The organism is Rossellomorea aquimaris, from assembly GCF_001877785.1.
GTDB lineage: Bacteria > Bacillota > Bacilli > Bacillales > Bacillaceae_B > Rossellomorea > Rossellomorea aquimaris_A.
Genome location: NZ_MINN01000074.1, coordinates 246536 through 268205, shown reverse-complemented (window position 1 = coordinate 268205; position 21670 = coordinate 246536). Strand labels below are relative to the sequence as shown.

The 21670-nt window shown below is 43.5% G+C and carries 26 protein-coding genes and 2 riboswitches; of the genes, 1 reads left to right on the top strand and 25 read right to left on the bottom strand.

What is annotated here, in order from left to right; genetic code table 11:
• Positions 1-84 precede the first annotated feature (84 nt).
• A riboswitch (purine riboswitch) is annotated at positions 85-186 on the bottom strand.
• A gap of 89 nt (positions 187-275) precedes the next feature.
• The 15 genes from BHE18_RS05195 to BHE18_RS05125 form a co-directional block, all read right to left on the bottom strand.
• Entirely contained in the window at positions 276-1361 is a 1086-nt protein-coding gene (locus BHE18_RS05195; protein ID WP_071618243.1) for an MBL fold metallo-hydrolase, read from the bottom strand.
• Between the two features lie 169 nt (positions 1362-1530).
• Positions 1531-2880, bottom strand: a complete 1350-nt coding sequence (locus BHE18_RS05190) for an L-cystine transporter (protein ID WP_440480382.1) — start codon at positions 2878-2880, stop codon at positions 1531-1533.
• A gap of 161 nt (positions 2881-3041) precedes the next feature.
• The gene (locus tag BHE18_RS05185; RefSeq protein ID WP_071618242.1) at positions 3042-4037 is read right to left on the bottom strand and encodes a ThiF family adenylyltransferase; all 996 of its coding nucleotides are present in this window, start codon (positions 4035-4037) and stop codon (positions 3042-3044) included.
• A 23-nt stretch (positions 4038-4060) separates the two neighbouring features.
• Entirely contained in the window at positions 4061-4825 is a 765-nt protein-coding gene (locus tag BHE18_RS05180; RefSeq protein ID WP_071617554.1) for a thiazole synthase, read from the bottom strand.
• A 1-nt stretch (position 4826) separates the two neighbouring features.
• On the bottom strand, positions 4827-5030 hold the full coding sequence (gene thiS, locus BHE18_RS05175; RefSeq protein WP_071617553.1) for a sulfur carrier protein ThiS: 204 nt from the start codon (positions 5028-5030) through the stop codon (positions 4827-4829).
• Positions 4987-6135: a glycine oxidase ThiO gene (thiO, locus tag BHE18_RS05170; protein ID WP_171910655.1), complete on the bottom strand. Its 1149-nt coding sequence runs from the start codon at positions 6133-6135 to the stop codon at positions 4987-4989. Before thiO ends, thiS begins: the two co-directional genes overlap by 44 nt.
• A complete protein-coding gene (locus BHE18_RS05165) occupies positions 6128-6745 on the bottom strand; it encodes a thiamine phosphate synthase (RefSeq protein ID WP_071617551.1) in 618 nt (205 codons plus the stop codon). Before BHE18_RS05165 ends, thiO begins: the two co-directional genes overlap by 8 nt.
• Before the next feature lie 11 nt (positions 6746-6756).
• On the bottom strand, positions 6757-7560 hold the full coding sequence (locus BHE18_RS05160; RefSeq protein WP_083573623.1) for an energy-coupling factor transporter transmembrane component T family protein: 804 nt from the start codon (positions 7558-7560) through the stop codon (positions 6757-6759).
• Entirely contained in the window at positions 7557-8993 is a 1437-nt protein-coding gene (locus tag BHE18_RS05155; RefSeq protein ID WP_071617550.1) for an ABC transporter ATP-binding protein, read from the bottom strand. The genes BHE18_RS05160 and BHE18_RS05155 overlap by 4 nt, the downstream gene beginning before the upstream one ends.
• 12 nt (positions 8994-9005) lie before the next feature.
• Positions 9006-9584 carry an ECF transporter S component gene (locus BHE18_RS05150; RefSeq protein WP_071617549.1) on the bottom strand — a complete coding sequence of 193 codons (579 nt, stop codon included), beginning with the start codon at positions 9582-9584 and terminating at the stop codon, positions 9006-9008.
• Positions 9585-10286, bottom strand: a complete 702-nt coding sequence (gene tenA, locus BHE18_RS05145; protein ID WP_071617548.1) for a thiaminase II — start codon at positions 10284-10286, stop codon at positions 9585-9587.
• A gap of 115 nt (positions 10287-10401) precedes the next feature.
• Positions 10402-10510: riboswitch (TPP riboswitch) on the bottom strand.
• Positions 10511-10706: 196 nt separating this feature from the next.
• Positions 10707-11306: a response regulator transcription factor gene (locus BHE18_RS05140; protein WP_071617547.1), complete on the bottom strand. Its 600-nt coding sequence runs from the start codon at positions 11304-11306 to the stop codon at positions 10707-10709.
• A 1-nt stretch (position 11307) separates the two neighbouring features.
• Positions 11308-12441, bottom strand: coding sequence for a sensor histidine kinase (locus BHE18_RS05135; RefSeq protein WP_071618240.1), 1134 nt, complete (start codon positions 12439-12441; stop codon positions 11308-11310).
• Between the two features lie 111 nt (positions 12442-12552).
• The gene (locus BHE18_RS05130) at positions 12553-12750 is read right to left on the bottom strand and encodes a hypothetical protein (RefSeq protein WP_071617546.1); all 198 of its coding nucleotides are present in this window, start codon (positions 12748-12750) and stop codon (positions 12553-12555) included.
• Between the two features lie 189 nt (positions 12751-12939).
• A complete protein-coding gene (locus tag BHE18_RS05125) occupies positions 12940-13224 on the bottom strand; it encodes a DUF6509 family protein (RefSeq protein ID WP_071617545.1) in 285 nt (94 codons plus the stop codon).
• A 154-nt stretch (positions 13225-13378) separates the two neighbouring features.
• On the opposite strand from BHE18_RS05125, the gene BHE18_RS05120 reads away from it, so the two are divergent.
• Positions 13379-13687, top strand: coding sequence for a hypothetical protein (locus tag BHE18_RS05120; RefSeq protein ID WP_071617544.1), 309 nt, complete (start codon positions 13379-13381; stop codon positions 13685-13687).
• A 35-nt stretch (positions 13688-13722) separates the two neighbouring features.
• Here the strand turns inward: BHE18_RS05120 and BHE18_RS05115 are convergent, their stop codons facing one another.
• The 10 genes from BHE18_RS05115 to speD all read right to left on the bottom strand — a co-directional run bounded on the left by BHE18_RS05115 (position 13723) and on the right by speD (position 21595).
• On the bottom strand, positions 13723-14187 hold the full coding sequence (locus BHE18_RS05115; protein WP_071617543.1) for a hypothetical protein: 465 nt from the start codon (positions 14185-14187) through the stop codon (positions 13723-13725).
• Between the two features lie 26 nt (positions 14188-14213).
• Positions 14214-14975 carry an exodeoxyribonuclease III gene (locus BHE18_RS05110; protein ID WP_071617542.1) on the bottom strand — a complete coding sequence of 254 codons (762 nt, stop codon included), beginning with the start codon at positions 14973-14975 and terminating at the stop codon, positions 14214-14216.
• A gap of 190 nt (positions 14976-15165) precedes the next feature.
• Positions 15166-16557 (bottom strand): DEAD/DEAH box helicase, encoded by a 1392-nt coding sequence (locus BHE18_RS05105; protein WP_235860254.1) that lies wholly within the window; start codon positions 16555-16557, stop codon positions 15166-15168.
• Between the two features lie 280 nt (positions 16558-16837).
• Positions 16838-17218, bottom strand: a complete 381-nt coding sequence (locus BHE18_RS05100; RefSeq protein WP_071617540.1) for a peroxiredoxin family protein — start codon at positions 17216-17218, stop codon at positions 16838-16840.
• Positions 17219-17234: 16 nt separating this feature from the next.
• Entirely contained in the window at positions 17235-17483 is a 249-nt protein-coding gene (locus BHE18_RS05095; RefSeq protein WP_235860253.1) for a DsrE/DsrF/DrsH-like family protein, read from the bottom strand.
• A 188-nt stretch (positions 17484-17671) separates the two neighbouring features.
• A complete protein-coding gene (locus BHE18_RS05090; protein WP_071617538.1) occupies positions 17672-18067 on the bottom strand; it encodes a DsrE/DsrF/DrsH-like family protein in 396 nt (131 codons plus the stop codon).
• Positions 18068-18130: 63 nt separating this feature from the next.
• Entirely contained in the window at positions 18131-18424 is a 294-nt protein-coding gene (locus BHE18_RS05085) for a rhodanese-like domain-containing protein (protein ID WP_071617537.1), read from the bottom strand.
• Positions 18425-18550: 126 nt separating this feature from the next.
• Positions 18551-19648: a PRK06851 family protein gene (locus BHE18_RS05080; protein ID WP_071617536.1), complete on the bottom strand. Its 1098-nt coding sequence runs from the start codon at positions 19646-19648 to the stop codon at positions 18551-18553.
• Positions 19649-19859: 211 nt separating this feature from the next.
• Positions 19860-20657 carry a TIGR00266 family protein gene (locus BHE18_RS05075; RefSeq protein WP_071617535.1) on the bottom strand — a complete coding sequence of 266 codons (798 nt, stop codon included), beginning with the start codon at positions 20655-20657 and terminating at the stop codon, positions 19860-19862.
• 122 nt (positions 20658-20779) lie between these two features.
• A complete protein-coding gene (gene speD / locus BHE18_RS05070) occupies positions 20780-21595 on the bottom strand; it encodes an adenosylmethionine decarboxylase (RefSeq protein WP_071617534.1) in 816 nt (271 codons plus the stop codon).
• Positions 21596-21670 lie beyond the last annotated feature (75 nt).

The following is a 21670-nucleotide window of genomic DNA, read 5'->3' as shown; positions in this document are numbered from 1 at the left end:
CTGAAGACCATAGACACTCAAAAAATGAGTGAACAATGACCTTCAGGTATACGAAAAAGGTAAAGAAAGCAAACAGAATATGCATGCCGTCCATCGCTCACCCATAGTCGGATGCTTTACGGTCATCCGGTAGAAACTTGCAGGCCATATCCCCGCGATTATATGAGTGAAAGTGTATTTGATTATCGTTAGTATAAAGGTAATCAAATAAGTTGTAAAGCCAAATAACAAACATTGTTTATTATTTTTTTATTTTCGTTCGTGTTTTGATATGATTATTTGATCGCACACCGATTCGGCCCGATCTCCATTTCCCGTTGCTTTTCGTCTTCCGGAGCGATCTTCCCCATATTGGTTTCCCTGATTTCCTGGTAAGCATTCGGCTGAGGCGGAAGATTTTCACTGACCGCTTTCCTGAACTCCTCTTCATCTTCAATGTTCAAACCATGATTCTCTTTGTACAGTACTTCGAGCTTCTCCGCTGCACTGCCATCTCCGTTCAATTCATTGACCGTCATGAAATGGGCAGGGAGCACGATCAAATTTTTATCCAGTGACGCATACTTTTCATACAAAGTGTCCCGGAGGTGATCTGCCCAGTCTCCTGCTTTTCCGGCGAGATCCGGCCTTCCGATTGAACCGATGAACAAAATGTCACCCGTCAGTAAATAAGCTTCATCGATGATCAAAGAGGTGCTGCCGATCGTGTGGCCGGGTGAATACACAGGATGTATGGTAATAACGGAATCCCCAATCCCAATGTCTTTCCCTTCTTCGAGAGCCGTGAACTCGAACGTCACCTCACCGGCATCCTTTGGAGGAAGATAATACTGGGCTCCCGCTGTCTCAGCCAGCTTCCTGCCTCCTGATATATGATCTGCATGAAGATGGGTATCAATCAGGGCTTTTATCTTAACCCCTTTTTCCTGTGCAAAGTTTTCGAAGACCTGAGTCATCCTGGTTGCATCGACTACTGCCGCTTCTCCATTTGATTCGATAAAATAGGAGAGGCAGCCTTTTCCTATTCTGACAAATTGATAAATTGAGCCTCCTCCATTAAGTTCACCGATTTTCACAGGCTCTAAATGTTCACTCCAGGCCTGCATGCCTCCTTCAATTGAATACACTTGATCATATCCATATTCGGCAATCTTCTCGGCGGCTTTCTTCGAGGAATTTCCCTTTGAACAAATGACATATATCGGCTCATCTTTTGGCAGGTGTTCGACGATGGGATCAATCCCATCCGTTAACTCGCTAAAAGGTGTATTGAAGACCTCGATTGTTTTCCCCTCCACTTTCCAATCATCAAAATCCCCCGTTTTCCGGACATCAAGTATGAATGCTTTTTCATTGCGCATGACTTTTTTTGCGATTTCTTTTACTGAGATTGTTTGTACTGACAAGATGAATACCTCCAAACTTATGATTCAATCACTAGTGACTGAAAACTACGTTAAAAAAGGGAATGCATACACAATGTAGCATTCCCAGGATTCATCTCAATATTTAATTAGATCCCCCTGCAAATTATTCTTCAGCAATATCAGCATTTTGATATAACCCTGTATCCAATTCACCAGTAGCTTTGCTTGTAATGACCCCTGCAGTCATCGCTCCGCTGACATTTACGGCAGTCCTGCCCATATCAATCAGCGGTTCGATGGAGATCAGAAGACCTGCGAGAGCAATTGGAAGATCCATCGCTGACAGCACGAGAATGGCGGCAAAAGTGGCTCCGCCTCCGACTCCGGCTACCCCGAATGAGGAAATGGCAACGATTATGATAAGCGTCAATATGAAAGAAGGGGTCAATGGATCAATTCCTACAGTAGGAGCAATCATGACGGCAAGCATGGCAGGATATACACCGGCACACCCGTTTTGACCGATCGACAGACCGAACGAACCGGAGAAATTGGCGATTCCTTCAGAAACACCCAGCTTCTTCGTCTGGGTATGGATATTCAAAGGCAGCGTCCCCGCACTGGATCTGGATGTGAATGCAAAAGTAAGAACAGGCAATACTTTTTTGACATACGTCAGCGGGTTCAGACCCGAAAGCGTCAACATGAGCAAATGAATGGCGAACATAACGAGAAGGGCAATATAAGAGGCAACCACAAATTCACCCAGCTTAGCTATAGCATCGAAGTCACTCAGGGCGACAGTCTTCGCCATAATGGCCAGGACACCGTATGGAGTCAGACGCAGCACCAAGGTTACTACTCTCATAACAACCGCATAAATGGAATCTACGATTTTTTTGAAGCTGGCTGCGGCATCCGGTTCTTTCCTCTGTATCCCCAAATAGGCAATCCCTATGAAGGCGGCAAAAATGACGATGGCAATCGTGGATGTTGCACGCTGGCCGGTGAAGTCATAGAATGGATTCGCTGGAAGGAGTTCGAGGATTTTCTGTGGATAACCCTGACCTTCCATGGCAGCTGCACGTTCCTCCAGTTGTACCCCTCTGGCCGCCTCCGCATCACCCTGTTCGATTTGAATGGCTTCAAGATCAAATGCAGCGGTGGTTGCAATACCAACAGCTGCTGCCACGGCAGTGGTCCCAACGAGAAGACCAAGTATCAATACGGAAATCCTGCCGAGGTTATGCGATTGTTTCAATTTTGTAAAAGCGGAAATGATTGAAACAAATACTAGCGGCATGACGATCATTTGCAGAAGTTTGATATAGCCGCTGCCGACAATATTGTACCAATCGATCGACTGAGTTAAATTTTCATCAGCCGGATCATATAACCACTGCAGGGCAAAGCCGAATACAATTCCCAGACCGAGGGCTGTAAAGACCCTCTTCGAAAATGAAACCTTCTTTTTTTGTAAATAGAATAAAACACCAATAAGAACAATAAACATCAGAAGATTCAACAATACGATCCACACATCCATGATAAAACCTCCTTTTCCATGATGTTAAACCTTGCTGCCCAAAGGCTTATTACAGTTTATGATACGTTCGAAAAAGATATGATGAAGGCCCGTCCCTCTTTGACAAGGGGGGACGGGCCTTCATCAATTCAGTTTAAGTATCGGTGATAGAGCGACTTTGCCTCGATTATATCCTGCGTCCCGTGGATGAGAGTCCTGCCGTCCCTGAACAGGACAATACGGTGCTTTCCAGTTTGACAGGCAAGAAGATATTGATTCCTGTCTACACGGTCCATATGCCTTTGCAGCTGTGATGCCATGTGCTCAAGATCAACATCCACCAACTTGGGAGGACGGATCTGCACGGCATCCCTCCCGCATAAAACCGCTGTTTTCAACTGGTTATCGTATTGGAGGTAAGGATATCTGGGTTCTGCACCGCAAGTGGGACAGTCCTGTTTCTTCAATCTTTGAACATCTAAGCAGCTGTACTCATTTTTCCACAAATCAAATGAAATAAGAGTATTGCGTACCGAACTTACATTACCAGTCAAAATCTTCAATGCCTCGGCGACTTGAAGGGATACAACCAGCGACACTGCAGGAGAAATAATACCTGTAGTGTCACACGTCATACTCGATGATGGTATATCTTCCATAAGGCAATTGAGACAGAGTGTCCTTCCAGGCAGGAATGTACAGGTAATCCCGTAACTGCCTGCACATCCCCCGTAAATCCAGGGAATCTTCTTCTGAAAGGAGATATCGTTGATCATCAGCCTGGTATCGAAATTGTCGGTAGCATCAATGATAAGATCTGCATCTTTCGTAAGTCTCTGTAAGTCATTGGGACCCACATCCATGATATGCGCATCGACTTCGGCGTCTGAGTTGACCTTCATTAGATGTTCCCTTGCAGCCGCGGCTTTTGGCATCCTGTCCGCTGCATCCTTCTCCGTGTAGAGCTGCTGCCTTTGAAGATTGCTCCATTCCACAAAATCACGGTCGGCGATCGTGATTTTGCCGACGCCTGCACGGACCAGCGCTTCTGCACAACCGGTGCCAAGTGCCCCGGCACCTATAACCAGCACATTCTTGGAGGAAATGCTCAACTGCCCGCTATCTCCAATAGGAGGAAATAACATTTGTCTGGAATATCGTTCACTTCTCACCCGACGAATCCCTCCATAGGACTGCTCGCTGATGCATAAAGCTTTTTGGGAATCCTGCCTGCCTCATATCCCATCCTGCCCGCATTGACAGCAAGCCTCATCGCTTCAGCCATTTTAACTGGGTCTTTTGCAGCGGAAACAGCTGTATTCAAAAGGATCCCCTCCGCACCGAGTTCCATCGCATATACAGCGTCCGCCGGAGAACCAATACCGGCATCGACAATGACAGGGACGTTTGCCTGTTCGATGATAAAGCGCAGATTGACCGGATTTAGTATTCCTTGTCCTGAACCGATCGGGGAAGCCCCGGGCATAATGGCGTGGGCTCCCGCTTCCTCCAGCCTTCTTGCAAGCACGACATCATCAGAGGTGTATGGAAGGACGGTGAACCCTTCTTTAACAAGCTCTTCTGTGGCTAATAACGTTTCGACTGGATCGGGAAGGAGGGTTTTTGAGCACCCTATGACCTCAACCTTTACCATGTCACACAAACCTGAAGCCCGTGCCAGTTTTGAATGTCTTACCGCTTCCTTGGCGGTTTTCGCTCCCGCTGTATTGGGGAGAAGGGAATATTTTGAAAGATCAAGCCGTTCAAGAAGGTTTGGCTGGTGCTCATTGAAAATATTCATTCTTCGTACAGTGAATGTAAGGATTTCCGCTTCTGACACCTCCACTGCTTTTTGCTGTGTTTCAAAGTCAGCATATTTACCTGTTCCAAGGAGCAGCCTTGACTGGAATTCATAGTTTCCTATCTTTAACATCTCATCCGCCTCCTACAAAATGTACGAATTCAATAGAATCCATTTCTTTAATCATTGTAGTATCATACTGTTGTTTACCTTTGATCTCACCATTCAATTCAACGATGAGTATACGGTCACTTAATGAAAAGTGTTTGACCAAGTCTGCGATGGTCGACAGCTCAGCAGGGAGCTGGACATAGTGCCCATTCATTTTCACTCTCACTTATTTCACATCCTTTCATTAATTGATTGAATCCGAAAATGGGGTCAATCTCTATGCCATCGATTAAATCTGCCATCAACATTCCAGTTAGTGGTGCGAGTAGTATGCCGTTTCTGTAATGTCCGGTTGCAACAGTAAGACATTCCGGCCCCGGCAGCCTCCCGATGAGAGGGGGAAAGCGGTCCGTTTTCGGCCTGACACCCGCCCAGGTTTTCTCCAATCTGGCAAATGCAAGATCAGGGAGCAAATCGATGGCTTTTCCCAATAGATGATGAATCCCTCCGGCTGAAACTTTCGAATCAAAAGTATGCGGATGTTCGGTTGCCCCGACCAGATAGTGATTCCCCCTTTTTGGGACTATGTAGCATTCTTTTGTGAATATCGTCCTTTCCACCAGCTGTTTACCAGCACTAACTGAAAAGCACTCACCTTTAACTGGTAGTCCGCATATTTCAAACCCGGCATCTTTCAGTATCTTGCTGCTCCAAGCTCCCCCTGCGACGATAACTTCCTGGGAATGATAGGTTTCATGCAAAGTCTTCACTCCAATGCATCTGCCACTTTCCATGAGAAAGCTTATAACTGGTGTGTATTCCTGTATGTATGCACCTAGTTTCACGGCTGATTCCGCAAGAGCCCGGGTAAGCCTGCCAGCAGAGACATTACCGTCCCTGTATGCATACAGGGCACCGTGATTCACTTTTGATAACTTTGGCTCCAATCTTGAAACCTCTTCTTCCGACAGCCACTCAACATCTGCACTTAGCTGCAAGATTTCCTTCATTTGGTCTTTTTCAATTTCTGAATAGGCAGGTTTGATCATTCCATTTTGTACAATCTCTATGTCTATTCCGCTTATTTCCTTTAACTCACGTGACAGTTCCGTGAACATATCCCTGCTTTTTAAGGCGGCCCTCAATAAATTTTGGTCATCAATGAATTCACTATGCACCCCCAGCATACCTGCTGCCGCAGAGGATGCTTCACCTCCTATTTTGTTCTTGTCAAGAAGAAGTACTTTTTTCTGTCTATTGCTCAGCTGGTAGGCGATCGAACAGCCTATTACACCCGCCCCCACAATAATGACATCATAGGATTCACTCAACTTTGACACCTCCATCCAAATTCAATCGATATTCGCATGCGGTGCTTTCCGGGTCTTCGGCAAGGAAAATACCGGACAAAACCGCTATGCCTTCCGCACCTGTGTCGATGATATCCTTTGTATTTCCCGGTTTGATGCCGCCGATTGCAATGACAGGAAGGTCGACTGCATCCACTACTGTTTTGAGGTTCTTCATTCCCACTCCATCCTTTCCTTGTTTAGAAGGGGTGCTGAATACGTTTCCATACATAAGGTAATCCGCTCCCTCAACTTGGAGGAAGACCGCTTCATCCACTGAATGAACAGACACCCCAGCCTTCAAGCCGGGGAAGTTCCTTTTCACCTCAGAGACTCTTAAACTATGACCACCAAGATGAGCACCGCGGACCCCCATTACAGAAGCAACATCCACTCTGTCATTTATAATGATTTTTTTTGGGGGAAAGCCCCCATCTATTAATAATGTGACAGCCTCTGCCAATTCCCTTGCTGTCCAGGTGTTTTCCCTGATGTGGAGAAAATCAATATATAATTTGACGGCCAATGAAATACTGACCATTTCATTCATTCCTTGTTGACCTGTTGTAATAACATGTAACTGTCTCTTCAAAAAAACGCCTCCTATCCGTGATACCGCACATCCCCGGCCGGGAAGACCGGATATACTGCCGCCGCTTGCCAGCCGAACACCAGCATGGCGAAAATCAATACAATAAAAAATGCATCATATTTTGAAAAAACCGTTTTGTAATAGTACGTCCTTTTTCCGCTTCCATTAAAGCGCTTTGCCTCCATGGCCACTGCAATCCGGTGTGCTCGTCTGATGCTTTGTGCCAGCAGCGGCAGCGCCGAGGACCGAAATGTGAAAAGCAATCCGGCCATGCCTTTTTGGGGGTTAAGCCCCCTTACCTTCATCGCCCGGCGTATGGTCAAGAATTCCTCTGCTATGATGGGGATCATTCTGAATCCTGCCATGAAACTGTAAGCGTATTCAGGTTTCAACCTAAGCTGCTGCATCAACGAATAGAAGAGCATCACGGGCCGGGTGGATAACGTGAATATCAATCCAAGCAGCCCAAAAAGCAATGCCCTGAAACCAATATGAAGGCCCCGGTAAAAGCTTTCCTCTGAAATTTCGATAAGTCCCCACTTCATCCAAATCACGTCTCCCTTACCAAATAAGATCATCGAAGAGGCAGTAGAAACGAACATCATGATAAATGGCAGTAACAGCAGAAACTTGACTTTCCATGTAAGTCCTGAGCAGAACCAGAACAGCAGGAATAAAAACACCGTTAAATAGAAAAGGAGATTTAATTGATGGATCATCAAAACCAAGATGAACAGGAGAACCATGACGACGAGTTTGAAACTTGGGTTGACCCCGAGCATCCAAGACTTATTCTGCAGGATGTCTTGCTTCACATTGATCTCTCCTTCGCTGTGGTTGATATAGAGCAAAATTCATCCTTAATCAATGCTCCCTCCTCAATCGTCCAAACTTTGTCCGATACGGCCTTTGCAACTTCGATGTCGTGTGTGACCATTAGGATGGTGGAACCTTGATGCTGCAGCTCTTTCAGCAGATGCAGCAATTGAAAGGTATTCACTGCGTCCTGACCGAAAGTGGGTTCATCCAGAAGAATGATATCCTGGCTGAACAAAATGGAAGCCGCCACACTCAATCGTCTCTTTTGCCCCATTGATAACTGAAATGGATGCAAATGGCTGCATTCTTTCAAATTGAATCGTTCCAGCATCTCCCCTGTCCTTTTATCCAGCTCAGCCCCGCTTATTTTTTTCAGTTTGAGGCTGAAGGCAATTTCGTCATATACGGTATTTGCAACAAATTGAAACTCGGGATTCTGAAAAACAAATGAGCAATGTTCCAAGATATTCTGTTTGTTTTTTTTAAGGCCAAATAGCTCGTACCTTCCAGTTGTTTGGATGAATTGCATTAACCCATGGAGAAAAGTTGATTTTCCCGCTCCGTTTCTTCCGAGGATAGAAATCCATTGACCTCTTTTGGCAGAAGCGTGTTCAACCGTTATTTTTGGAGTCTTGTTCAGATATCCTTTAAAGTGCTCTATTTCTAACACTGTTTCATCCGAATAGGTATGTCTTTTTCTCTTGAATGATTTTAAGTAGTCCTTACGTGCGTCCGGATACCAGACGCCATCCTTCTTGATGGTGGCGGAATGTTCTGTAAGGACTTTTTCTGTCTTTCCATCTGCAATCATCTCTCCAAACTTGTTGAAGAGGATGATCCGGTCTACCAATCCGACAACATGATCCAGCTTATGTTCAACGATGATCACCGTTTTTTTCTTACTGATCCTTTTTATTGTGTTCCAAATTTCCTTTGTGCCTTCCTCGTCCACTAAAGCGGTCGGTTCATCCAAAAATAGTGTGTCCGGCTCCATGGCAAGAACCGCAGCTATGGCCAGCTTTTGCTTCATCCCTCCAGACAACTCAGAAATCTTGATATGGGGATTCTGAAAGTTTAAACCCACTTTCTGAAGCAGTTCCTGAATGATTGCATCCATTTTATCTCTCGGTACATTCAGGTTTTCAAGGACGAATGCCATCTCCTCGTCCACATAAGGCATGCAAAACTGCGCGTCCGGATCTTGAAACACATAGCCCCAGGAGGAAGGATATGAAATGGATGATACTTTCATCGGCACTTCATACGAATGGGGGATCAGCCCCGCACATACGTTAAGCAGCGTTGATTTCCCGCATCCGGAAGGACCGAGGAGAAGGACCTTCTCCCCCTGACCGATCGAAAGTGATAAATCTTTAAACAGTAATTGCTTTTCTCCCTGAAACTTCAACCTTAATTTCTTGATCTCCACTGTGACTCACACCTATCTGTCAAGAGCTTCGTAATCTTCTTTTTCTGCAGGTCTCATAAGGCTTGTCACACCCGTTTGTTCCAGGGCCTTCACAAGATAGAAAGCCCCCATTCCGGATATCAATACCGAACCAAGTAATCTTGCCCCAAGGAATAAAAGCAGATTCCAAACAGCCAGATCCCCAATATAGCCTTTGTAATTATCCATTAAGATCGACCCGAATGCAGACATCACAGCAGCGAGACTAATAATGAACAGGCTGTTTCGTTTATACTTAGTTACAAAGAACACCGCCTCGGCAAACAACCCCTGTACAACCCCGAAGAGGAGTACCTCAAGACCCCATTCCGATCCCATTAGAAATTCACCGGATGAAGCCGCTATCTCGGCGAGCAGGGCGACCCCTGGCTTACGGATGATCAGGAAGGCAACCGTTGCAGCCATGAACCACATCCCATAGATAAGTTGATCTGCGTGCAGGCCAAATGGCTTCATCATGTGGTATAGCGGTCCCCAGACTTTGTAAATGACACCGAATCCGGTCGAGATGACAACCGTCACCAAAATATCCGTCAATTTCAACTTTGCCACTTACTTCACCTGCTTCCCTGCATCTGCCAAAAGGTGGTGTTCAAACGGCCATTTCTCAATGGAGTAGGCCATTTCCCAAAATTGCAGCTCATATATACTGCTGATCATAAACAGCTCCTTCATCACTCCTTTTTCTTCATCAGATGCTTTTTCAGCCAGCCGATCCAATCGATTGATCTGCTCTGTCACGAGCTCTCCGAACCAATCACCGCCATAAGCTGAAATCCATTCCCTGTAGATCTGTTCATCAGGAGTAAACAATTTAAGGCGCTCCCCAACTTCATGGTAAAGCCAATAACAGGGCAGGATTGCAGCCAGAATTTCTTTAAGCCCGCCGAATTGTGCTGCCCTGTACATATGGGAAGTATAAGCATAGGCGGTAGGAGCAGGCTTGAATCGTTTCTTTTCCTCCTCTGTAATACCAAGTAGAACGGAGAATGTTTCATGCAGGGATAATTCTGCTTCATTCGTTCCCTGTGCGTGGGCTGCCATTCTTGATGTCGTATGTAAATCTTGTGCTTTGGCAGCACCCAATGCCTGGACCCTGGAAAAGTGAGATAAATAATACGCATCCTGAAGAATGTAGTAACGGAATTTGCCAAGCGGCAGCGTACCGTCCCCGATCCCTCTTACAAACGGGTGATTAAAGCTTGCCTCCCAAACCTCATCGACTTCTTTCCTTAATTCATTTGTAAATGTCATCATAGACTCTCCTTTTCCATGACGACCCATCTCAGGGAAAACAAAAAGCCACTTTCCATACGCAAAAAGCGAACAGAAAGTGGCTTGAAAAGGCATCACACCAAAATAAATATGTAACCTTCAACCACCACTTCCCTACGCTGGTCTCAACCAGATCAGGTTCAAAGGGTCTTAAAGTCACACTTTAATCTCAGCCTTCATGAAAGGCACCCCTAGTGGATCGTCATATGAAATTTTGAATTCGATGTTATCGTAACATGTATATATTTCTTGTCAATCTTTTTTTATTTGGCTCTTTTCGCATACTTCTTTTTTATATACAGGAAAATACCGCAAATTGGTTCGAAAAGAGCACGTCCACAAGCGTATTCCAACTGCAAGCCTATTTACGAAAAACAGCAATCTTTTAGAACCATCTTTTTATTTAAACCAGCCTTTTTCTTTGGAATGGGTAATGGCTTCAATGCGATTTTTCACTTCGAGCTTATCAAGGATGGTGGAAATGTAGTTGCGTACCGTTCCTGTCTTCAACTGGAGTTCATCGGCGATTTCCTTAGTGTTTTTTCCATCTGCCACCAATTCCAGCACTTCTTTTTCCCGGTCTGTCAACGGATTCTCCTCACTATACATATCATCCATCAATTCAGGGGCATACATTCTTTTCCCCTGCATGACAAGACGGATGGAGCTTGCCAGCTCTTCACTCGGGCTGTCCTTCAATAAATAGCCTTTAACCCCGGCTTTGATTGCCCTCTGAAAGTAGCCGGAACGGGCAAATGTCGTCAGAATGATGACTTTGCATTCTTCCCCTTTTAATTCTTCCGCTGCTTCAAGGCCTGTCTTCTCGGGCATTTCGATATCCATCATACAAATATCAGGCTTCAAGCGGCGGACGAGGGATATCGCTTCTTCCCCATTGCCCGCCTTCCCCACTACTTCAAGGTCATCTTCCAAATCAAGCAACGACCCCAATGCGCCGAGCATCATACGCTGATCTTCTGCAATTACAATGCGAATCATATCAATCCCTCCCTATCTGTTTGATTACTTTAGGCACTCTCATGATCAACAACGTGCCTTTATCGGAAATGATCTCGAGTGTCCCGTTTACAAAGTCCAGACGCTCCTCCATCCCCCTTAAACCGCTGCCTCTTAACAAATCTTTGTCCTTGAGAAGTCCGATGCCATTGTCTTTTACCTTTATTGTCAACTCATTATCATGATCTTCGATGGTTATCTTACAAGAATCTGCCCGGCTGTGTTTCACGATGTTTGTGACGGCTTCTTTCAGGCACATGCTCAATATATTTTCAAGAAAAAGTGAAGTGGCGGGTAAGGGGGTCTCTTCATCGATGATCAATTCAATGTCTGCTGCTTTAAGGATCTGTTTGATTCTGACCATTTCATCTTCCAGACGTATCCCTCGCATTTGTGAGACCATCGTACGGACTTCAGAGAGTGCTGTCCTCGCTGTTTGCTGTACATCTATCAACTCTTCTTTTGCCTGTTCGGGATCTTTGTAAATCAGTTTCCGCGCCAAGTCACTTTTTAAACCTATGAGGGACAGCTTTTGCCCTAACGTATCATGCAGGTCCCGTGCGATCCGCTGTCTTTCCTCTTGTTTGACCAGTTCTGAAATTCGTTTATTCGCATCTTCCAGCTTTTCTTCAAGCCATCCTTGTTTGTTGCGGTTGTATATGTTGAAAGGAAGCAGGATGACACTGATCCAGATGATCAGGATGAACGGGATTTGGGAAAGAAAAAGAGGGTCCTGTTCCACGAATTTATAGTTGATCGATGCAGTTGTAAGGACAAGGTGAATAACATACAGCGTCAAAAAAGCGATTCGATTTTTTATATTCCCGTTATAGTAAGCTATGTAAAATGCAAAATAAATAAAATTAAACTGAATGGTCATCGTGATGGAGATGGCAATTAATAAAGAGGTCCACACGTATACCGGCCAATTTTTTGACAGAAAAGCAAGCCGTAAAAAAATAAAGAATAATATCGTCAAGGTAATGCCCACTATGATTTCAATCGATGAAGATGATTGAAATATAAAATAAAATGGGAGAATGCTTATGATACTCCATATGTATGGTGAAATACTTGAACTTTTTTGAAGCCTGATAAGTTTATCCGGAAGCTGCACAATCAATCCCTCGTTTGTATAATTTTTTGTTGTTATCTTACCATATCCGACATTGAAGTGATAAATGAAGAGCGTATACATTCAGGATGTATATGCTCTTCAACATGACTTTTAGTATTTGCGGTTTTGGATGGCGATTTGTTTTAACATCAGTTCATGGGATTTTTTGATGATATCTGTAAGAACGTCGCCTTTGTATATTCTGCCAATCTTCGCTTTTTCCTGATAATATTCTACAATTTCGTCCAATTGCTGAGCTGTTTCTTTGTCGACTCTGACATTAAGCTGGATTCTATCATTGCTGCTCATAAAGTGTTAAAACCTCCATAAAACGATGTGCTATCGTGTGCTAGCATAATTATAGCATATTCTTTCATTTTGATACATCCTATTCCGACAATGTTTTCAGCAGCTCGAAGAATAACCGCCGTCAGAAACGAATCAATCTTTTTTTAGTATAAAAAAACATCTTATCCAGAAAAGATAAGATGTTTACAGTCAATTCGTAAAGGCTTCTTTGCAATATTGTAGAAGCTGGGCTTCTTCGTCTTCTTCCAACTCAAAGTCAAGGATGGATTCAGTATCTCTTTCAATGATTTGATATTGTGCAATCCGTGACACATCTCCGTCTTGAACAAAGATGGTTTTTATATATAACCCGGACTCTGAAAACATTTCATCGTCTTCAGGAACTTCAATCGCCAGCATCATTTCATGGCGGCTGCCGCTTAAAATACCTGTAGGATCTTTAAGTTCTTCCATAGTGTGGCCAGTAATGATCATTAAAAAATATCTTCCTTTCGCTTTGCATATCCCTCAATTATACACGGGATCATTTCAAAAGAAAACCATGATGTCCCGTTTATCTTTTTTAATAGGATTCCTTCCTGTCCTTCGATATAATGATAGTCGACAGAACCTTTAAGGAGCGACTAACATGAACAATAAAGAACTTGAAGACAAGATCATTTCAAACTATCAGAAAGACGAAAACATGATGATTCTTGTGTTTGCGCAGTGGTGCGTAAATAATGATCTTAATCCTGCAGACATCTATAAAAAGGCCTATCCTGAACAAGCGGCAAACCCTGCACTTAAGCAGGGAATCGACCTGACGGTGCCGAAGGAGGAGTCCGAAGAAATCGCCGACTCGACCCTGTTGGGCGTACTCTCCTTATTCGGCAATACAGACCTCGCCATTGTGGTAACAGAAGAAATGGCCCACTTAAGGGATCAAGAGAGATAATTCACTAGCGGCACCCCAAATCATAACCGGGGTGCTTATTTCTTCTCTGTGATTTTTTCAAGCAGTTCAGATAGATACGAATGGATCTCTTCGACCGCATCCTTTAACGTCATATTCTTATCATAAGAAGGAAGATCATTGATGGAGAGATTCACATCCCACAAGCCGTCTTCTCCGTTAAAAAGCAGGTTATATCCCTTCTTTCCCTGCAGCGTCCCTTCCAGGAAAGAGACGATTTCTTCTCTGTACTTCTTTTGCATCTTCAACCCGAACATGGCATCGTAATGGCCGAACAGATCATCACGTTCCAGTGAAAGTCCATCAATCCTAATTTTATCGAACTCATCTGCTACGATGAAAATGTATTCATTTTCATTAGATTTCAGGTACTCCAGAGCCTCCTCTAAAAATGAAGATGATACCTGCCTTATCAGTTCATCGGTCTCTTTATTACATAATTCGATTGTAAGTTTCTCAAAGTTCAATTTGTCCTGTACCATGCGTATTCCTCACTTCATTCATTTATTTAAATGTTCTCATCCAGCTCCAAATATACTGGACAATGATCGCTTCCTAAAATCGTGCAATGAATGCCTGCATCTTTTAGATTCACAGCCATTCCCTCTGACATTATAAAGTAATCGATGCGCCATCCGATGTTCCGTTCCCTGACTTTGCTCATATAGCTCCACCATGTATAGGATTCATCCTTATAAGGGTATAAATACCTGAATGTATCGACAAACCCTGATTCTAGAAACATAGTCATCTTTCCTCGCTCTACATCCGTGAACCCTGAATTGCCACGGTTTGCACGGTCATTCTTAAGATCTATTTCTTTATGCGCGACATTCAGATCGCCGCAGAGGATCACCGGCTTGGTCCGATCAAGTTCAATCAGATAATCCCTGAGCGTATCTTCCCATTGCAGTCTTTCATCCAGTCTCGATAAATCTCTTTTGGAATTTGGCGTGTATACATTTACTAGATAGAAGCGTTCAAACTCACAGGTGATGATCCTGCCCTCAGGTTCAGTTTCCCCCTCTTGTATACCATACGATACAGAAAGGGGTTTCTTTTTAGTGAAAACGGCCGTTCCCGAGTACCCTTTCCGCTCAGCATAATTCCAGTATTGTTCATATCCAGGCAGATTCAATTCAATCTGGCCTCTTTGAAGTTTCGTTTCCTGGATGCAGAAAATATCTGCATCCACTTCTTGAAAGTAATCAAGAAATCCTTTTTTTACGCAGGCTCTTATTCCATTTACATTCCAGGAAATCAATTTCATTGTGATATAAAAAACTCCTTTTCATTTAGAAATCCCTTTTAATATAGTAACATAAAGGATTTACAATCTATTATTATTCTAAAATAATTACTGATTTCTTACTTATTATATTAGAATAATTTCGATAGTATACAACGAAAGAAGCCGTGCAGAGGTATTTTAATTGGATACCTGCACAGCTTCATCTCTTTTACTTATTAGGTTTTCTCGAGCCGGTTACCGGCTTTTTATTTGACTTTCCCCATTGACTATTAGCTTTCTTGCGCTCTTTCCCCGATATTACGCCGGCGGATTCCTTTGAGCTCTTTTCTGTTTTCTTCTTTCCTGATCGCTTTTCATAAAAACCTTCGTCCGTAGAGATTTTTTGATTGTCACTTTTTCTTGTTGAATTGTTCTGCGTTGAAGAAGGTCTTTTTCTTTTGTTTTTCTTCTTTCTTGAAGATGAACTTTCTTTCCCTTTAAGGGTAATTGTGTTCCCTAAATTTTGTTTTTGAATTCTCGTCTGTAAATCACTTTCAATTTTATCAAGTAAAGGCCTGTCTTCAGAAGTGTAGAGAGTATAGGATAAACCTTCTGCTCCTGCTCTTCCGGTCCTGCCGATCCGGTGGGTATACGTCTCGGTATTTTCTGGGATATCGTAGTTGAATACATGGGTGACCCCTTCGATATCCAGTCCCCGGGAGGCAACATCGGTTGCAATCAGGAGCGGGATTTCTTCCTTTCTGAAAGATTCCATGACTTGTTCCCGTTTATCTTGTGGTACATCACCATGGAGTTCCGCAACTTCAGTCCCTTTTGATTTGAAAACTTGAAAAAGTTTGGAGACCCTTCTTTTGGTCCGGCAGAATATAACCGCCTTTTTCGGATTGAAAGCTTCAACTAATTGAAGAATCGTCTCCTGCTTTGCTTTATCCACCGTGAAGATGGCAAATTGATTGATCGATGAAGGTGCTGCTTTCCCCTCGATCTCGATTGTTTTTGGATCTTTCATATATTTAAGGGCCAACTTTTTGACAGGTGCCGGCATGGTGGCTGAAAACAGCATCATCTGCCTTGAACGAGGTGTTGCTTTTATGATTTCCTCCACCTTATTCAAAAAACCGACCTGCAGCATCTGATCTGCTTCATCCAACACAAAAAAACGCACATGTGAAAGGTCCAGATGCCCACGTTTGATTTGATCCAATACCCGGCCCGGCGTACCGACAAGATAAGCGGGATTTTTTTGGAGTTCTTCTACTTCCTGCTCATGACTTTGACCGCCGTACATTGCTAAGATGTCCGTATTCTTTTGTTTCATTGTCAGTTGTTTTAAAACATCGGCAACTTGTATCGTCAATTCTCTAGTCGGAGTGACAATGATCCCCTGGATGTGACTGCCGCCCTTTTTACTTCTTTCAAGAATCGGCAAGGCAAATGCATATGTTTTTCCAGAACCGGTTTGGGCTTTTGCCATGACATCCCTGCCTTTCATTAATTCCAGAATGACTTCACTCTGAATGGGTGTCGGTTTCACAATGCCCATCCTCGATAGTGTTTTATCCAATTCTTCTGAAATCCCTAAGGATCTAAATGTATTCAAGTACAGTTCCTACTTTCTTTTGCTAATAATCGTTCGCTTATTAATACTGAAGGTTTCAGTGTTAAAAATCAATAGGATAAAAAAAGAAGAAGCCTCATTACGCTCCTTCTTTAGAAAAACTTATTCAATAATAAGATGACTCCTGCCAGGAGCCACAGCCACAAGCCCGGTCATAAAGGCGGTATATAACGTTTGCGGCTTTTCTTTGAAGATTTGCTTCATGTTCCATTCCCACAATTCGATTTCTTCCGGTTCATATTCCCCCTCTTACTTTAAGATACTAAAAATGAACAAACAAATCGGCTGAATTACTTTCATTCAGAACCCACTTGATCGGAACCTGCTCGGCAGGGTAGGTAAGATCCAACTTTTCATGATGGTCAGCATCCACTATATAAAAGCGCACTCCGGCTTCGGCTGCCAGCTCAACCAGCTCGTTGATTGTAGGGGCATTGAATGCATCGAGTGCCTGTGATAAATATTCGATTCCTTTCGATGGCTTAGGAACAAAGTTGTTTGTCAAGATGTTGACACCCCTCCTTGAGAATGCCAATATAACATCGGCACCAGAGGAAGCTGCACCTACTGCGATATTAAGCGGAGGATAAACCGACTCCAATTCATCATGTAGTGCGAGTACTACAACTTTTCTTTCAGGCATACTCGATTGCCCCCCTTCAATAGCTTAATACTGCATCAGCTCCATAAGCAATCTCAAGAAACGTGACGACACCAGCCAATTCAACACCTTCGACTAACTCTAATCCATCTGCAACAAGAATGTTCAATTGGCAGCCATAGAGTCTGATCCCTAAAGAAAGTGCAATTTGAAGCATTTCCTCCATATCCACGCCATGGGATCTCTCCATTTTCTGCGTATAACGTTTATCCAGTACATATGCTCCATCCAAATCGAAGAAAATCATTACGTCATCACCGCTTTTCTTTCTCTCAATACCCTCTCTAATCACATAGGGAGCATTAGTACTTAAAGTGACAAAATAGACCCATCTCCTCATAAGGCACCCCTTCTTCCAATGGGTTCTGTTTGAAACAGTTTTTATAAGAGAGCTACTGGAAAACCCAATAGCTCTCTTATATTTTCAATTCTTCATCAGAATGTTAATGTAACATCTGCATCTTTGGCAAATTCCAAGAATGTGACGGCTCCGCCTACTTCTATTCCGTCTACGAAAGCTTCTTTATCCAGCCCCATGACGTCCATAGTCATTTGACAGCCGATAAATCGAACACCCATTTCTTTCGCCATTTCTACAAGCTCAGGAATGGCCGGTACATTTGCTTTAGTGAAACCTTCTTGGAAATGTTCCTTACCTTCAGGCATCGGAAGCTGTTGATAGGCTTCTTTATGAATTAAATTTAACCCTTCGAATGTGAAGAAAATAGCTACCTCCTGATCTGTTGCAGCTGCTGCCGTTGCAATGTTATAAACCTTATACGCATCAAATAATCCACCATTACTTGCGATGATTGCTACTTTTTTACTCATATCATAATTCCTCCTGTTAGTTAAATCTAATACCCTATATGGTATAAATACACTCAAAAAAATTTATTCGACTTCGCCTTCCCAGGCCATCATTCCACCAGTCATATTTATAACTTTAAACCCTTGATTTTCAAGGATCTGAGCAGCTCGTCCACTGCGTCCGCCCGAACGGCACACCATGATATATTCCTTTGACTTATCCAGTTCGTCCATACGTGATTCAATCGATCCAAGTGGGATATGCTTGGCGTCAGGGATCATACCAGCTGCTACTTCATCATCCTCCCGGACATCAATTATGTTGGGTTCATCATTTTTTAGTAGTTCCTGTACTTCTTTTGTTGATAATTCTTTCATAAGTAAATTCCTCCTTTAGAAAGTTTCATAATTTGTTCTTGAGTTAATTATATACCCCTATAGGTATATTGTCAATGCCACTGCACAGAAAAAATCACGCAGTCTTCCCCGCGTGATCTACACTTTTTATTTCGATTCAACAATGGAATTCATCTCATTGAATATCTCTTCTTTTAGTCGTTCAACTTTATTGAAATCCATCGCATCCACATAAAGGGCCTCCAGATTTCCTCGAAGGGCCTTCGCTTCACTCAAATACGAGATTGCCTCTTTCATTTTATCTTTATACCCCTTTGTGGTCCTGGCAATATCCTCAGCGAACTTCTCATCGGTGCCTGGAGTGATGCAGCGTTCGTACATATCGACGATCTCGTCGCTATCGCGGTCAGGGAAATATTCATGCGGGGCAGTGCTGTCGAATATGGCGATTCCCTGTTCGCGGATGATGACCATGTCCAGACTGTTCGGGTCAAAGCCGCAATGGTAGATTTCGACATCAAAACCTTTTTCCTCACCTGCCGCCGAGATTTTCTTTAACATAGTCGATTTCCCCGAGCCGGCACGTCCTTTGATGAAATAACGTTTCTCCACATCCTGGGTCAGGTTTTGGATATAATCGACAGCTCCATCGGGCGTAGCTGCACCAAGGAACCGGTGTACCACTTTCGCTTCCTTATTAAGAAAGTTGTCTCCGTAAAATAAATTGATCAGCTCCTGAGTTAACTCATTGGCTCTGTTAAAGTCCATATTGGAAATATAAATTTCTTCAATGTCATCATGGGCGGCCAATGCTTGAGCAAAAGTAAGATATGCCGTCTGGAATTTATCAGAAATCAGATCATTCAACTCCAGAATTTCATTTTTATGTTTCTTCAGTATATTCGAATCCCAGGCTGTACCGAGATTGACATACTCTTCAATAACACCCGGTGCCTTCGGTTCGATAATATGGGGTGCAGTCCCGTCTACAATCCCCACTCCCCATTGAGGCAGGATCACTCCGTCAATCGATTGATTATCTGATGCACAATGCAAATATTCTACGTCAATTTCCCTTTCTTCGAATCTTTGGCCGATATCCTTCATTAGCGAGGATTTACCCGTTCCCGGCCCGCCCTTTAATATAAACAATCGATTCATTCCCTCCAGGACCGAATCATACAGACTGTAAAATCCTTTCGCTGTATTGCCTCCTGCATAATAATGGCGTACAATCCCTGACATAAAACCACCCTTTCCATTTCATCTACTATTACATATGTCAGGAAGAAAAAATGGGTGAATAACACAGAAAAGCGGAGGCGGCTTGTCGCCTCTAGCCGCCGGAGCTGGACAAATGAAAAGCGGAAGGGCTGTGCCCAGAGAGGCATGTGGAATAAACCGGCAAATAAAAAAGACAGCGAAAAAACCCTGCTGCCTCAAATCCATACATATATCAATCATCACCGTTCAAGAAATCACCGATTCCACCTAAAATACTGCCTTCTCCAGTTGATTTACCGCCTCCAGGGGCGTTTGCATAAATTCTTTCTGCCAGGCGGCTGAATGGAAGTGATTGAATCCATACAGTCCCGGGCCCGCGCACCGTGGCGAAGAACAGTCCTTCTCCGCCGAGAAAAGCAGACTTTATCTTTCCTACATACTCAATGTTGTACTCCACATCTTTTGTCATGGCGACCAGGCATCCTGTATCGACTCTCAGCAATTCACCCGGCTGAAGTTCTTTTCTATGTATTGTTCCGCCGGCATGCAAAAATGCAAGGCCGTCTCCTTCCAGCTTCTGCATGATAAATCCTTCTCCGCCAAAGAAACCAGTACCCAGTTTCTTTTGAAAGTCGATCCCGACTGCAACACCTTTTGCTGCACACAAGAAAGCATCCTTCTGACAGATGACTTTCCCGCCTAGTTCACTTAAGTCAACAGGGATGATTTTACCAGGGTAAGGAGCTGCAAAAGAAACATGTTTCTTGCCGCTTCCTTCGTTCGTAAAGACAGTCATAAATAAACTTTCCCCTGTCAACAAACGTTTACCGGCCCCAACCAGCTTGCCGAATAAGCCGCCTCCCCTTCCATCATGTGCACCGTCACCGAAGATCGTTTCCATTGAGATGCCGTCATCCATCATCATCATGCCTCCCGCTTCCGCAACGGCACTCTCTCCTGGATCAAGCTCGATTTCCACGAACTGCATGTCATCTCCATGCAGCTTAAAATCTATTTCATGTGAATTCATTGGTAATCCTCCTTATCATTAGCTTCCATCCCTATTATACTGAATGAAAGGATTCAGCGGGGTGGCGACATGTGTATTTTTCAAAAAAATCCCCTGTCGGCAAGTACCAACAGGGGATCGGTCTAGTAATGGTTGTGTATATTCTTCCCGTAAAAAATTTCATCCATTTCCATCTTCAATTTCTTCGTTATTTCATCGGCCTCTTCCTTTTCAAGCTTCTCCTTTGAATAACCGAACAGATAGTTATTCAAGTCGAATTCCTTCAATTTACATTTTGTATGGAAGATATTTTGTGGATAGACGTTTACATCTATCATGTCATACTCGTCTTTGATTTCTTCCGGAATATAGTTTTGGATGGAATTGATATCGTGATCAATGAATAATTTTCGTCCATTGATATCCCTTGTAAAGCCGCGAACCCGGTAATCCATCGTCATGATATCAGTGTCGAATGAGTGAATCAGATAATTGAGTGCTTTTAATGGCGATATTTCTCCGCACGTGGATACATCAATATCTGCACGGAATGTACTGATTCCTTCATGAGGATGATATTCGGGATAAGTATGAACCGTGATATGGCTTTTATCCAGATGCATCGTCACGGAAGATGGAAGCGGACCCGGCGATTCATCGAAATGTTCAGTCGGGACTTCTACTATGGGTCCCTCTGACACAAGGATCGTCACACTTGCCCCCTGGGGTACATAATCCTGTTTCGCAATATTCAGGACATGGGCCCCTATGATATCCGAAACGTGCGTGAGTATCTTTGTGAGCCTTTCTGCATTGTACTGTTCGTCAATATATTCTATGTAAGCTTCCCTCTCTTCCCTTGTCTTTGTATAGCAAATATCATACATATTGAAACTCAAGGACTTTGTCAGATTATTAAATTCATGCAGCTGTATTCTTTCTTCATGTGTTAGTTTCATTGATTTATTCCCCTTTTCATTTATTTCCCGGTCTTAAATGGAATCTACTTTTTATGTTACCCATACAAAACTATA

Bases quoted from the DNA above. Each gene is read 5' to 3' on its own strand.
- BHE18_RS05195 (WP_071618243.1), bottom strand. From the start codon at position 1,361: ATGCGCAATGAAAAAGCATTCATACTTGATGTCCGGAAAACGGGGGAT.
- BHE18_RS05190 (WP_440480382.1), bottom strand. From the start codon at position 2,880: ATGTTTATTGTTCTTATTGGTGTTTTATTCTATTTACAAAAAAAGAAG.
- BHE18_RS05185 (WP_071618242.1), bottom strand. From the start codon at position 4,037: ATGTTATTTCCTCCTATTGGAGATAGCGGGCAGTTGAGCATTTCCTCC.
- BHE18_RS05180 (WP_071617554.1), bottom strand. From the start codon at position 4,825: ATGTTAAAGATAGGAAACTATGAATTCCAGTCAAGGCTGCTCCTTGGA.
- tenA (WP_071617548.1), bottom strand. From the start codon at position 10,286: ATGACATTTACAAATGAATTAAGGAAAGAAGTCGATGAGGTTTGGGAG.
- BHE18_RS05140 (WP_071617547.1), bottom strand. From the start codon at position 11,306: ATGATTCGCATTGTAATTGCAGAAGATCAGCGTATGATGCTCGGCGCA.
- BHE18_RS05130 (WP_071617546.1), bottom strand. From the start codon at position 12,750: ATGAGCAGCAATGATAGAATCCAGCTTAATGTCAGAGTCGACAAAGAA.
- BHE18_RS05125 (WP_071617545.1), bottom strand. From the start codon at position 13,224: ATGATCATTACTGGCCACACTATGGAAGAACTTAAAGATCCTACAGGT.
- BHE18_RS05120 (WP_071617544.1), top strand. From the start codon at position 13,379: ATGAACAATAAAGAACTTGAAGACAAGATCATTTCAAACTATCAGAAA.
- BHE18_RS05115 (WP_071617543.1), bottom strand. From the start codon at position 14,187: ATGGTACAGGACAAATTGAACTTTGAGAAACTTACAATCGAATTATGT.
- BHE18_RS05110 (WP_071617542.1), bottom strand. From the start codon at position 14,975: ATGAAATTGATTTCCTGGAATGTAAATGGAATAAGAGCCTGCGTAAAA.
- BHE18_RS05100 (WP_071617540.1), bottom strand. From the start codon at position 17,218: ATGCCTGAAAGAAAAGTTGTAGTACTCGCACTACATGATGAATTGGAG.
- BHE18_RS05095 (WP_235860253.1), bottom strand. From the start codon at position 17,483: ATGATTTTCTTCGATTTGGATGGAGCATATGTACTGGATAAACGTTAT.
- BHE18_RS05090 (WP_071617538.1), bottom strand. From the start codon at position 18,067: ATGAGTAAAAAAGTAGCAATCATCGCAAGTAATGGTGGATTATTTGAT.
- BHE18_RS05085 (WP_071617537.1), bottom strand. From the start codon at position 18,424: ATGAAAGAATTATCAACAAAAGAAGTACAGGAACTACTAAAAAATGAT.
- BHE18_RS05080 (WP_071617536.1), bottom strand. From the start codon at position 19,648: ATGTCAGGGATTGTACGCCATTATTATGCAGGAGGCAATACAGCGAAA.
- BHE18_RS05075 (WP_071617535.1), bottom strand. From the start codon at position 20,657: ATGAATTCACATGAAATAGATTTTAAGCTGCATGGAGATGACATGCAG.
- speD (WP_071617534.1), bottom strand. From the start codon at position 21,595: ATGAAACTAACACATGAAGAAAGAATACAGCTGCATGAATTTAATAAT.